Raw genomic sequence first — 12,643 nt, 5'->3', positions numbered from 1 at the left:
TGTGTCGATGGTGTGCGCAAAAATAATTACACGGTGCTAGAAGGTAGCGGTACCTTCACCATCAACATGGCTGGACGGGTGCCAAGCGCTACTAGTCAAATTACAGCTAAAATCTACGACCGCGCCACGGATATATTACAAAAAGAACAAGAAGTACCGATGCTGCCAAGTAGACCATCTTAATACAGATGGAATGATAGTACGGCGAACGTTCGTAGCGATGAACATGGCTATGATTGGGACGCGATAAAAGCAGAGTTAGCATCGCTCATTGCCTCTATAAAGATTGAAACACCTTTAAAAGAAGCCTCTATCGAAGCATTAGATGCCGCTAGGAAACAAGATACACATCATTTCGAAGCAGTAGTGAAACGAAACAAATTAGCCTTTGTATCGGATTTATTCCAAAATACGGCAAGCCAATTCCTAGCGCAAGTGATAACTAAAACGCTAGGCATCTAACCGATAAAAAAACCGCGACATCCAATCGAAATAATCGATTAAAAATCGCGGTTTCTTTATGCGTTATTTTACTGAAAAACAGAAAAAAACGCAGGATACTTCTCCAACAGCACATGATTCACCGAATAAATGTGCGATGTACCTTCTTTCCGGACGGTAATTAAATCAGCTTCGCGCAACAATTTAATATGGTGGGACATGGTCGATTTAGAAATATCATAACTATCACAGACAACGCGTCGCTCGCCTTTTTGCAATAAGCAAAGAAAAATATCGAGACGAATTGGGTCGCCAAGTGCTTGAAATAATAACAATAATTGGTCGGTTTTTAGATTCACTTTTTTCATAAAAATATCATAGCATAAGGATTATTATTTGCCTATCAAAATGGATTATGTTAAAGTATTGTAGTTCGAAAAAAATCGAACAAGCTAAAAAAGGAAGAAGGGCAAACGAGATGTTAGTCATTCAGGCGAAATTAGAAGTGCAAGAAGGTCAAATCGAGGCGTTTCTTGAAGCGGTCCAGCCGTTAATAGAAGCATCACGCGCAGAAACAGGCAATGTAAGTTACAATCTGACCTGTTCTGTAGAAAACACGACAGAATATTACATGTTAGAAGAATGGGAAGACTTAGCAGCCATTGATGCACATAATAAAAGCAAGCATTTCCAAGACTTTCAAGCAAGCGTGGGAACAATGCTCTCAAGCGCGCCACGCATTCAAGTATTAAGCACAATAGAAGGGAAGTAATACCATGTTTAAAAATAATGATTTTGAAGATATCATCAAAAACCGCCGCTCAATCCGTACATATGATGCGGACGTAAAAATTAGCAAAGAAGAAATGGAAGCCATTCTAACTGACGCGATGCGTGCTCCGTCTTCCGTGAACATGCAACCATGGCGATTCGTCGTTGTTGAAAGCCCTGAAGGCAAAGAAAAATTGCGTCCGCTTATTCGTTTCAATACTCAACAAAATGACACGTCTGCCGCGATGGTTGTGATTTTCGGGGATACGAATAGCTTTGAAAATGGTGAGAAAATTTTTAGTAGTGCAGTGGAACAAGGTTTGATGCCACAAGACGTGAAAGATAAGCAAATGGCGGCTTTGACACCGTATTATGCGAATTCACCACGCGAGGAATTAGAACGTGTAAGCATTATTGACGGAAGCCTTGTTGCCATGCAATTGATGCTCGTAGCGCGTGCTTACGGTTATGATACGAATCCGATTGGTGGATTTGAACGCAAAGAAGTAGCAGAGGCTTTTGATATGGACACAGAACGCTACGTACCAGTGATGATTGTGTCGATTGGTAAAGCAAAAGATACTGGGTATGGTTCATATCGTTTGAGTACGGAAGATACGGTTTTTTGGAAGTAAAGATAGGTCAAGATATAGTCTGATTCTCGCGGTTGATGGGAATCAGGCTATTTTATTTTCATTCAATGAACATAATTCACATATTGATTTACAAAATAAAGTTGGGATGATAATATAAAAGTATTGTAGTTTCATTTTGAAGTCATTCCATGTTATGAGACAAAAGGAAAGTATACATATTTGAATAATAACAACACCAGAGGAGTGTGACATATGAAAAAATGGCAGATTATTTTAGGAAGTCTATTACTGGTCATTATTTTAGCTGTTGGCGGATATATGCTTTACGTTCATATTAATACGAAGCAAGCGGATAATCAGATAAACCGTATTATAGAAGAAGCAGGTATCCCTGAAAATGGAATAATCGTCATTGAGAAAACAAAATACAATCAAAAAGTGCTAAGCGACGAGTGGTGGACAAAAGAAATAACGACAGAAAAAGACTATGAAAACTGGAAAAAAACAGTGAAAGAGCAACAACATTTTTTTAACGGAGACAAACTAACAAGTAAAAACGAAAGTAAATTAGATACAAAAACGAATTGTGAGCTTAAATATAATTTTGCATATTATAAAAATCCTGATAAGGTATACGGTGATTATGTGATCAGTGGGGATTCGGTGAGCTCCGATGAAGCTACGCGTCTATTTGCGTATACGATACCAAAGAATCATTTACCTTTTTAACATTAGTGTTTCACCAACACGCAAAAGTTGAACTCAAGTTAATTAAATTTCTCGGCTGGCCTGAAGATGGTATTTTACCAGACTCAAGCCAGCCTATTTTAATCTGATTCACCAACACATCTTAAAAAATAAAAAAGTAAAATACATCACAAAAAATAAATATATCCTCTATATTCCTTCAAACACGCCGATGTAAAGCAATCAGGATGCACGGCGTATTTTTAATAGTCACAGAATAAAATCGGTCCATTCAAGTAAAACCGTATAGTTATAAAAATTAACGTTATAAAAATTACATTTGACAAAAAAATAAGCTTATAATATAGTTTAAAGTAATTGGTGCACGGGGTTTTATTTATTATAAATGTTGGTATATAGCTATTTATGTGATATATATTACTATATAATATATTTTCGGAATCATTAGAACTTTATAATAGTAATTAATATTACTTTTCGTTACTTTTGCTGACATTTATCGATTTAAAAAGCTCAACAATTGAAGGAAATGGATAGGCCGTCTATGGAATATTTTACGAACATGACTGACATGTAGAAAAGAGGGCGATAATGGAACAAGTAAATCAAATCTTAGTAGCAGTTCAACCTTATGTTCTGTTGATTTTTGTGTATGCAACAATGATTGCGATTGGCTTTACGATTACGATAAAACAATTAGTTGTATCTTTTAAGCGACCGTTACCGCTGATTTTGTGTCTTCTTTTTAATATTATTGTGGCGCCCTTGATTGCGTCTCTAATAACGAATGGGTTGGCGGCATCATTTGGTAGCAAGGCGGAAGCAACGACGATTATCATTGCTGCTGTCCTTATCAACTTGTTCGCTGGTGCGCCTGCTGGCATGAAAAATGTGCAGTTAGGTGGCGGTGATGGGGCGAGCGCGGTAGCTATGTTGACATTGCTTTCTATTGCGGTTGTTATTTTTACACCATTTACAGCGCCGTTGTTCTTGCCTGGGGATGTGACGATTCCTGTTGCCAAGATTGTCTGGACATTGATTATTTTAGTAGTTATTCCGCTTGGTATCGGTTTGACGCTTAATTCTGTGAAACCGAATATTGCTAAAAAAGCTTTGAAAAGCGTGAACGAAATATCATCAATCAGTATGATTTTAGTATTGGTATGCTTCATGTTGCCGAACTTGCAAAGCGTTTTTGATACAGGATTATATGCTTTGTCTGTTTTTGGGATTATCGTATTAGCTAATTTCTTTATTACCTATTTTTGTACGGTGGGAACGATTCAAGATAAAAAAACAGTGTCCTTGTTATCCATGTCGAAAAATTTCGGTGTAGCGCTTTCTGTTGCAACAGCAGCGTTTGCGTCTTACGATATTATACCAGCGATGATGACGTATGCGATTGTAATGATGATCGCTTGTATTCCGGTGGCACTTATTTTGAAACATGTGACCGGTGAAAAAGTCGCACTGACTAGAAAATCATAACGAAAGAATGTTACTGAAAAAAGGGGAATGGATATGTTCAAATATATTTTATTATCGTTGGGAGGTTATAAAGCATCCTATTTACGGAATGATATTATTTCGGGGATTGGCGTGGCGGCGCTTAGCATTCCTGTTGCGATGGGTTATGCGCAAGTTGCCGGTCTTCCAGCGATTTACGGACTGTATGCATCATTTTTACCGGTCCTTGCTTATGTTATTTTTGCCAGTTCCCCGCAATTGATTTATGGTATCGATGCTACGGCAAGTGCGATTACTGGTTCGATTATTATTGGTACAGTTGGACTTACAGCTGGTTCAAAAGAAGCGATAACTTTGGCGCCGATTTTGGCTTTCTTCTGCGCTTTGTTTTTAGTATTGTTCTCCGTACTCAAACTTGGAAGGTTCGCAAAATATATTTCGGAGCCTGTGCTAAGTGGCTTTATTTCGGGGTTAAGTGTCTCCATCATGATAAGCCAAATCCCAAAAATAATTGGCATAAAGTCAAGCGGCGATGGTGTCGTTTCGGATGTGACAAACATTGTGACGCATCTACCGAACGTAAATGTCGTCTCGCTGGTGCTTGGAACGGTAGCAATCATCCTCATCATCTTTGGGAAAAAATTATTACCGAAATGGCCAACAGCGCTTATCGTGCTTATTTTAGGGACCATGTTATCGTATTTTATGGCGCTGCATCAGTATGGCGTGGACATAGTTGGTAGTGTTCCGTCAGGCTTTCCATCGCTTCGTTTGCCAGACTTTTCTGCTACGACGTGGGGGATTAGCATAGTTGGCGGACTTGTTTCAGCGATTGCTTGTTTTGCAGGTTCGCTACTTCCAAGCGAAAGTTTTGCGATGCGAAATAAGTATAAGATTAATGGGAATCGCGAATTGTTTGCGTATGGCGTGTCGAATTTTGTGGCTTCCTTATCTGGATGTCCGCCTACGAGTGCCAGTGTTTCTCGAACAGCGGCAAATGAACAATTTCATGGGAAGACGCAGCTCGTATCTATTGTAGCTGCAACGATTATTGCGCTTGTCGTGGCATTTTTTAGTGGATTGCTTTATTATATGCCGCAACCGGTGCTCTCGGGGATTGTGTTTGCTGCGCTGATTGGTATTGTAGATATTTCTATTTTGCGTCATTTGTTTGGTGGTGCGCGTCGGGAAGCTTATGTTTGGATTATTTCCGCTGTTGGGACGCTTTTCCTCGGTGTTATCTGGGGTGTGTTGCTCGGGCTTGTCTTATCGTTTGTAAATGTGATTTTACGTTCGATGGCGGCACCGGCTGCGGAACTTGGAGTTATGGATGGACGTGATGGCTACTTTGATTTGAATCGGGGTGCTGCTGTCCATCGGATTCCTGAAACCGTCATTTACAGATATAGCGGCTCACTTTTCTTTGGTAATATTGATGTATTTACAAGCGGACTTAAAAAATTAATGAAGAGCGATACAAAAGTGGTTATCGTGGATGCTAGTGCGATTGTAACAATTGATATGACTGCATCTGCCACGTTAAAAGAACTGCTCGATTGGCTGGATGACCAAGCGGTAACATATTACTTTGCTAATGTGACTGGCAATTTGAAAACCAATTTTAAAAAGCATAAGTTAGATTTTCTAATCGAGGATGGTAAAACGAAGAAAACGATACAGGATGCGCTTCAAAGTTATCAAAATACATTATAAAAATACTGGAGGCTTTACTCATGATACAAAAACAATTAAACACGACTGAAAAACTTGCAATTGATGCCTATATTTATGGTTTTCCGTTACTATTTAATTTGGAACAGATGAAACGTTATGTTGAAGAAGGTATTGGCGCGAATTTGGCAACTCCCTTTAACCATTTTAGTCATGCTAAGACGCTAGCGACTCCAGAAGATACATTTGTTACGATTAATAATGATACGATTTATTCGATGGCGCAACTTGATTTAAGTGTGGGACCGATTGTGCTTCATGTCCCTGATGTTGGTGACCGCTACTATGTTTTGCAATTTGTAGATGCGTGGACGAACAATTTTGCGTATGTTGGGAAAAGAGGAACTGGAACAAAAGCGGGTGATTTTTATCTTACGCCACCCGGATGGAGTGGAACGGTGCCTGAGAACATGCAGCAAATCAAAGTGCCTACACGGCTTGCGTCGATTGTTGGGCGTTGGGTATGCGATGGTGAAGCGGATATTCCAAATGTGTCTGCACTTCAAGAGTTGACGACATTGACTGTGATTGACACGGATAAAGCGCCACTAGGTTTCCCCGAAGTCACCGAAACCGTCCCAGCAGAAATTCAGTTTTATGAAAAATTACGTGTTGCCATGCATGATTTAGTCCCTTCACAGCAAGATATCACCTTGCAAAATACGTTTTTACCGTTAGGGCTTGCAGACGGTGATAAGTCGCCGTTGTTACATGTAGAAAAAGCGGTATACGACGCACTGAAAAATGGCCAAGTGATGGGGCTTGCGACGATTAAGAAAACATTGTTATCAGGTGTTGCAGAAAGTGAAAACGGTTGGCGAATTACGTTCCATTCTTTTGATTACAACGCGGATTTTTTCGAAGTTGGGACAATCAATAGTCCTGAGTGGATTATAGCTGACCGTAAAGTAGCCATTGTGGAGCGTGCGATTGCGGCAATGGGCGGTTTATGGGGAAATCACGGATATGAAGCGGCGTACGTTGCTACGTGGACGGATGCGGAGGAAAAAACATTGAACGGTGCTAATGATTATACATTAACACTAAATCCGGTTCCGCCTGTTGATGCCTTTTGGTCGATCACAATGTATGATGCGCCTGATTTTTATTTAGTTGATAACCCAATTCAGCGCTATTCTATTGGCGATAGAACGCCGGGCATTCAATACGAAGAAGATGGTTCGCTAACGGTTTATATGTCTGTAAAAGAGCCTACAGATTCGAAAAAGCGGGCGAATTGGTTGCCAACGCCAGCAGGTGATTTCCGCCCTGTTATGCGAATGTACCAACCGGATAAAAGTGTGATCGCTCGGGAATATCACTTCCCAGCAATCAAGAAAGTGTAATTCATTTTAAATAGGTCAGGGGAGAGTAGTATGGCAAGAAAAGGAGCAGTTATCACTAGTAGTATAGGAGCAATTATTGGTTTGATTGTGGGGATTTGGCTCGTGGTTTCAGGCGATAACTGGAATGATTATATCCAAACATTTACGTATTTTAGTGGAGTTGTAGGCGATCAATTAGAGACGCTAGGTTGGATTACCATTGTTTTTTCAGCATTAGCGTTAGTAGCTGGGCTATCTCTTCCGAAACGTCCAATGGCTTGGGGACTTCTTATTTTAGTGATTGGTGTTTTGATGTTTTTCTTTATTGGCACAGCTTGGGTCGTATCGGGTATTTTATTAATTATCGGCGGTTTGATGAGCATTTTTAAAAGTGAATAACAAAAAATGAATCAACAGGAGGAAGCAGGATGGAACAGTCAAAATTTGATACATTGCAAGGTATTCAAACAATTGGGGAACTTCCAACGAGGAATTCTATCGCGACATTGTTTACAGAAATGGATTTTTATCAAGCAACACAGCTTTATTTATGGGGACTGCCACTTGTCACATTTGCGGAATGGCAACGAATCCATGAAGAAGAATTTGGGGCAACGAGTGGGGACTTAGTTACGTATGTTGGGTACGAAGATTTAGCGGGAATTATTACGGCGAACGCAACGACCCCATACACAATGGGCTTTATTGATTTAGCGAAAACAGGGCCAATGGTGATTGAAATACCGAAAGGACATATTGCTGGTGGTTTTTCAGATTTTTGGCAGCGTGAAGTGGCCGCGGTTGGAGAGATGGGACCGGATAAAGGGCAAGGCGGTAAGTATATTTTGCTTCCTCCGGGGATGGACGATAGTGAGGTGTATGCGGCACAAGGGTATCATCAAATTCATAGTAAGATGATGAATGCTTTCTTTGGTTTAAGAACGCTTGATCCTGATCCGAACGTTTGCAAAGCCTTGGTAGAAGAAGTGAAAATATATCCATACGCGAAAAAAGATGCGATTCCGCCGACACGTATTTTGTCTCCAGCGGGTAAGAAATATTTTGCTGGTCCGCCAAAAGGAATCCTGTATTGGGAACGGCTACAAAGTATGATTGCAAGAGAAACGGTAGAAGATCGCGATCGTATTTTTGCGCAGTGGTTAGATAATTTAGGGGTTCGTAAAAACGTTTTTGATCCGACGCCACGCCAAGTAGCAATTTTGACAGCAGCTGTAGAAAAAGGCGAGTTGATGGCACAGTCGAATTCTTTTGCGAAACGCATTGCTGGGGCGCGTCATTGGGAAGACAAGCATTGGGATTATGTCATGATTATCCCGGCATCGTCGCAACGAGGTGAGAACTTTGATTATTTCTTTGAGCGAACTTCTTATTTTTATGAGGCGGTAACTTACTCCAAAGCGATGATTTCGAAAACACCAAATGTTGGGCAAGCGTATTTGGGAACGTATACGGATAGTGATGAGAACTGGCTTGATGGTAGCAAAAACTATACGTTACGCATTCCGGCGAATCCTCCAGCAGTCAACTTCTGGTCGATTACGGTATATGATTCTGCGACGCGCTGTTTAATACAAAATGAGCAAAAAAATGCAGATATTTCATCACGTAAAGCGATTGAAGTTAATGCGGATGGTTCTGTTGATATTTATTTCGGACCAGAAGCACCGATTGGCCACGAATCGAATTGGGTACAGACAAATAAAGATGCCCATTGGTTCACGTATTTGCGTTTGTACGGGCCAACAGAGCAGTATTTCGATAAGTCATGGAAAATGGGCGATATTGAAATGATGCGGACTGCGGTTACGATGTAAAAATAGGATATATTCTAAAGAAAAATGATAAGCAAAGCTAGGAATCGGTGAAGCAAAAACCTGATCCCTAGCTTTTTCTTTATCTTTCTAACTCACAACACTGTTTTTTCAAGCATTAAAACGGTATAATTAACGGGAAGGTGAAAGAGGTGACCGAGATGTTGAATGGAAAAAATATCTTACTCGCGGTTTCGGGTGGAATCGCTGTTTATAAAGCTGTCGCGCTTACGAGTAAATTGACGCAGGCAGGCGCGAATGTGAAAGTGATGATGACGAAGAGTGCGCAGGAGTTTGTGCCGCCGTTATCGTTTCAAGTATTGTCGCGCAATGATGTGTACACAGATACTTTTGATGAGAAGGATTCTGGCGTTGTGGCGCATATCAATTTGGCGGACTGGGCGGATTTAGTGATTGTGGCGCCAGCGACGGCGAATGTGATTGGCAAAATGGCGAACGGGATTGCGGATGATATGGTGACGACGACGTTGCTTGCGACAGAAGCGCCGATTTGGGTGGCGCCAGCGATGAATGTGCATATGATTGCGCATCCAGCGGTAGTTCGGAATATTAACCAGCTGTACGCGGACGGGGTTCGTTTTATTGAGCCGAGCGAGGGTTATTTGGCTTGCGGTTACGTTGGACGCGGGCGTTTGGAAGAGCCTGAACGGATTGTTGGGCACTTGACGGCTTATTTTACGGAGAAGAATACGACGCTTGCTGGACGGAAAGTCGTGATTACAGCGGGAGCAACGATTGAAAAGCTTGATCCGGTGCGTTATTTTACGAATCATTCGACGGGCAAAATGGGCTTTGCGGTTGCGGAAACAGCGGCGCGTTATGGCGCGGAGGTCGTGTTGGTGACGTCATCGACGAAGTTGCCAGTGCCACACGGTGTCGCGGTGCATTATATCGAGACGGCGCAGGAAATGTACGATGAGGTGATGAAACATCAAGATTCGGCGGACATTTTTGTGATGAGTGCCGCAGTGGCAGATTATACGCCAAAAGTGATTCATGAACATAAAATCAAGAAGCAACCGGGCGATTTCGCGATTGAGATGGTACGCACGAAAGATATTTTGGCGGAAATCGGGCAGAATAAGCGTGACACGCAAGTCGTGATTGGCTTTGCCGCAGAAACGCAAAATGTAAAAGAGAATGCGCTGAAAAAACTGCATAGCAAAAACGCAGACATGATTGTAGCAAATAATGTGGCGCAAATAGGTGCTGGTTTTGGTGTGGATACGAATCAGGTGACTTTTTACGGCCATGATGATGCCGAGACAGTTTTCCCGTTATTGTCAAAACAAGAGGTAGCGCGCGAAATTATAGAACAAGCCGCGCGTTTTTTGGAGGAAAAGTAATATGCAAAAAATAGCCCAAGTTATTGTGGATGTGCCAGCGATGCAAGTTGACCGCCCATTTGATTACTTGATTCCCGAAGCTTGGCGCGATATTGTTTGTCCTGGTATGCGGGTATCGGTTCCTTTTGGAAATCGGGCGTTGCAAGGATTTGTCGTGGGGACGTCTGATTCGAGCGAGTTCTCGAAATTAAAAGAGATTCGGGAAATGATGGATTTGGCGCCGGTGATTAATGAGGAATTGTTGTCGCTTGGAGATTGGATTGCCGAAGAAACGCTAGCTTACCGCATTACGGCGTATCAGGCGATGTTACCTGCTGCGTTGCGGGCGAAATATGAGAAGTATTTTGTGTTGCTAGATACGGCGAACGATGAGGCAGAACGGCTTTTTGAAGGCTATGAAACGATGGATTGGAAAAAAGCAGAACAGCTCGGCGCTTTACCAACTTTGCAAAAATGGCTCAAAAACGGCACGGTGGATCTTGTGTATCAAGTGAAAACGAAAGTGACGAAAAAGACGATGCGCGCTGTGCGCTCGCTTTGTTCGGTGCAACAATTAGAGGATGCCATCGCGGGACTTTCGAAATCGGCCAAAGCGCAGATTAAGATTTTGCAGTTTTTCCAAGTGTTTGATGGGGATTACATTACGGTGAAAGAATTGCGGGAACGTGTGCAGACAACGGATGCCACGATTCAGAAGGTGGCTTCGCTTGGTTTGATTGAAATTTTCGATCAGCATGTGTCGCGTGATCCCTATGAGAATCATGATTTTGAGGCGAGTAAGCCGTTGCCGTTGTTGCCGGATCAGCAGGCAGCTCGGGATGCGATTGTGAATTCTGCGCAAACGGGGAATCAGGAGACATTTCTTTTGTACGGCGTGACCGGAAGCGGAAAAACAGAGATTTATTTGCAGTCGATTGAAGCTGTTTTGGCGGAAGGGAAAGAAGCGATTGTACTCGTGCCTGAGATTGCACTGACGCCGCAGATGGTGGAGCGATTTAAGAGTCGTTTTGGTAAACAAGTTGCGGTGCTTCACAGTGCGCTTTCGGCGGGCGAGAAATACGATGAATGGCGCAAAATTGAGCAAGGAAAAGCCAAAGTCGTTGTTGGGGCGCGTTCTGCGGTTTTTGCCCCGTTTATGAATTTAGGTATTATTATTATTGATGAAGAGCATGAAACGAGCTATAAACAAGAAGATAATCCGCGGTATCATGCGCGGGACGTGGCGATTGAGCGGGCGAAGCGACATGGTTGTCCAGTTGTGCTTGGTAGTGCGACGCCGTCTTTGGAGTCATTTGCGCGAGCTGGGAAAAAGCGGTATACATTGCTGGAATTGCCGACGCGTGTGAATGATTCGGCGCTTCCAGAAGTTACGGTTGTCGATATGAGTGAGGAATTGCGAAACGAGAATCGGACGGAGTTTTCTGCGGTATTGTTGGAGAAAATCAAGGAGCGTTTGGCGAAGAAAGAACAAGTTGTATTGTTGCTGAATCGGCGCGGGTACTCGTCGTTTGTGATGTGTCGCGATTGTGGTTATGTGGTGGAATGCCCGAATTGCAGTATTTCGCTGACGTATCATCAGGCGCATAATCAGATGAAATGCCACTATTGCGGCTATCAAGAAGCGGTGCCACACCATTGTCCGAGTTGTGAGAGCGAGCAAATTCGTTATTTCGGAACAGGAACGCAAAAAGTACAAGAAAGTCTCGCCAAATTAATTCCGGAGGCACGCGTGATTCGGATGGATGTCGATACGACGTCGAAAAAAGGTTCGCATGAAAAACTGTTAAATCAGTTTCGTGATAAAGAAGCCGATGTGTTACTCGGGACGCAAATGATTGCCAAAGGGCTTGATTTCCCGGATATTACGTTGGTCGGTGTGTTAAATGCAGACACGATGTTGCATCTGCCGGATTTTCGAGCTTCGGAAAAAACGTTTCAGTTGTTGACGCAGGTAAGTGGGCGAGCTGGACGGCATCTGTTGACTGGGGAAGTGATTGTGCAGAGTTACAATCCGGAACATTACAGTATTCAATACGCGAAAATGCATGATTATTTAGGGTTTTACCATCATGAAATGCGTGTTCGCAAAATGGGATCGTATCCGCCATTTTATTATTTGACGCTGATTAATGTGAGCGATGAAAATGAGATGAAAGCCGTGCGGACGATTCAGGAAATCACGCAATTTTTGCAAGGAAAGTTGGGGCCTGATGCGATTATTTTAGGGCCTGTGCCAAGTTCGATTGCGCGGATTAAGAATAAATATCGCTATCAATGCATTATTAAATATAAAGTGGAGCCGCAACTAAACGCGGAACTTAAAAATATTTTGCAACACTATCAAAAAGAGCAAGTCAAAGGACTGACGATCACGATGGATGTACAGCCGTTTGTGATGATGTAAA

Annotated in this window: 12 protein-coding genes; 11 read left to right on the top strand and 1 reads right to left on the bottom strand. The window is 42.3% G+C overall.

What is annotated here, in order from left to right; genetic code table 11:
- Positions 1–183 (top strand): hypothetical protein (locus tag EP57_RS16965; protein WP_036085660.1); only part of this gene is annotated, 183 nt, incomplete at its 5' end.
- 347 nt (positions 184–530) lie between these two features.
- Here EP57_RS16965 and EP57_RS07860 read toward each other — a convergent pair.
- Positions 531–809 carry an ArsR/SmtB family transcription factor gene (locus EP57_RS07860; RefSeq protein ID WP_036085658.1) on the bottom strand — a complete coding sequence of 93 codons (279 nt, stop codon included), beginning with the start codon at positions 807–809 and terminating at the stop codon, positions 531–533.
- A 110-nt stretch (positions 810–919) separates the two neighbouring features.
- On the opposite strand from EP57_RS07860, the gene EP57_RS07855 reads away from it, so the two are divergent.
- From EP57_RS07855 to priA, 10 genes are all read left to right on the top strand, one after another.
- The gene (locus tag EP57_RS07855) at positions 920–1,213 is read left to right on the top strand and encodes a putative quinol monooxygenase (protein ID WP_036085657.1); all 294 of its coding nucleotides are present in this window, start codon (positions 920–922) and stop codon (positions 1,211–1,213) included.
- Between the two features lie 4 nt (positions 1,214–1,217).
- Entirely contained in the window at positions 1,218–1,847 is a 630-nt protein-coding gene (locus tag EP57_RS07850; protein WP_036085656.1) for a nitroreductase family protein, read from the top strand.
- Between the two features lie 213 nt (positions 1,848–2,060).
- Complete coding sequence (locus tag EP57_RS07845; RefSeq protein WP_036085655.1) at positions 2,061–2,537, top strand: hypothetical protein; 477 nt, start codon at positions 2,061–2,063, stop codon at positions 2,535–2,537.
- Positions 2,538–3,107: 570 nt separating this feature from the next.
- Positions 3,108–4,004 carry a bile acid:sodium symporter family protein gene (locus tag EP57_RS07840; RefSeq protein ID WP_036085653.1) on the top strand — a complete coding sequence of 299 codons (897 nt, stop codon included), beginning with the start codon at positions 3,108–3,110 and terminating at the stop codon, positions 4,002–4,004.
- Between the two features lie 33 nt (positions 4,005–4,037).
- A complete protein-coding gene (locus EP57_RS07835) occupies positions 4,038–5,696 on the top strand; it encodes a SulP family inorganic anion transporter (RefSeq protein ID WP_036085652.1) in 1,659 nt (552 codons plus the stop codon).
- Between the two features lie 20 nt (positions 5,697–5,716).
- Entirely contained in the window at positions 5,717–7,060 is a 1,344-nt protein-coding gene (locus EP57_RS07830) for a DUF1254 domain-containing protein (protein ID WP_036085651.1), read from the top strand.
- Positions 7,061–7,090: 30 nt separating this feature from the next.
- On the top strand, positions 7,091–7,438 hold the full coding sequence (locus EP57_RS07825) for a DUF4064 domain-containing protein (protein ID WP_036085650.1): 348 nt from the start codon (positions 7,091–7,093) through the stop codon (positions 7,436–7,438).
- A 29-nt stretch (positions 7,439–7,467) separates the two neighbouring features.
- Positions 7,468–8,874: a DUF1254 domain-containing protein gene (locus EP57_RS07820; protein ID WP_036085649.1), complete on the top strand. Its 1,407-nt coding sequence runs from the start codon at positions 7,468–7,470 to the stop codon at positions 8,872–8,874.
- A 161-nt stretch (positions 8,875–9,035) separates the two neighbouring features.
- Positions 9,036–10,238 (top strand): bifunctional phosphopantothenoylcysteine decarboxylase/phosphopantothenate--cysteine ligase CoaBC, encoded by a 1,203-nt coding sequence (gene coaBC / locus EP57_RS07815; RefSeq protein ID WP_077916818.1) that lies wholly within the window; start codon positions 9,036–9,038, stop codon positions 10,236–10,238.
- Position 10,239: 1 nt separating this feature from the next.
- Positions 10,240–12,642: a primosomal protein N' gene (gene priA, locus EP57_RS07810; RefSeq protein ID WP_036085647.1), complete on the top strand. Its 2,403-nt coding sequence runs from the start codon at positions 10,240–10,242 to the stop codon at positions 12,640–12,642.
- Position 12,643 lies beyond the last annotated feature (1 nt).

The organism is Listeria booriae (assembly GCF_000766865.1).
In the GTDB taxonomy this organism is placed as follows: Bacteria; Bacillota; Bacilli; order Lactobacillales; family Listeriaceae; genus Listeria_A; species Listeria_A booriae.
The sequence above is the reverse complement of the archived record's forward strand: the minus strand, read 5'-3'. Positions and strand labels throughout refer to the sequence as shown.

Coding starts and splice junctions, on each gene's coding strand:
- EP57_RS07860 (WP_036085658.1), bottom strand. CDS start 809: ATGAAAAAAGTGAATCTAAAAACCGACCAATTATTGTTATTATTTCAA.
- EP57_RS07855 (WP_036085657.1), top strand. CDS start 920: ATGTTAGTCATTCAGGCGAAATTAGAAGTGCAAGAAGGTCAAATCGAG.
- EP57_RS07850 (WP_036085656.1), top strand. CDS start 1,218: ATGTTTAAAAATAATGATTTTGAAGATATCATCAAAAACCGCCGCTCA.
- EP57_RS07845 (WP_036085655.1), top strand. CDS start 2,061: ATGAAAAAATGGCAGATTATTTTAGGAAGTCTATTACTGGTCATTATT.
- EP57_RS07840 (WP_036085653.1), top strand. CDS start 3,108: ATGGAACAAGTAAATCAAATCTTAGTAGCAGTTCAACCTTATGTTCTG.
- EP57_RS07835 (WP_036085652.1), top strand. CDS start 4,038: ATGTTCAAATATATTTTATTATCGTTGGGAGGTTATAAAGCATCCTAT.
- EP57_RS07830 (WP_036085651.1), top strand. CDS start 5,717: ATGATACAAAAACAATTAAACACGACTGAAAAACTTGCAATTGATGCC.
- EP57_RS07825 (WP_036085650.1), top strand. CDS start 7,091: ATGGCAAGAAAAGGAGCAGTTATCACTAGTAGTATAGGAGCAATTATT.
- EP57_RS07820 (WP_036085649.1), top strand. CDS start 7,468: ATGGAACAGTCAAAATTTGATACATTGCAAGGTATTCAAACAATTGGG.
- priA (WP_036085647.1), top strand. CDS start 10,240: ATGCAAAAAATAGCCCAAGTTATTGTGGATGTGCCAGCGATGCAAGTT.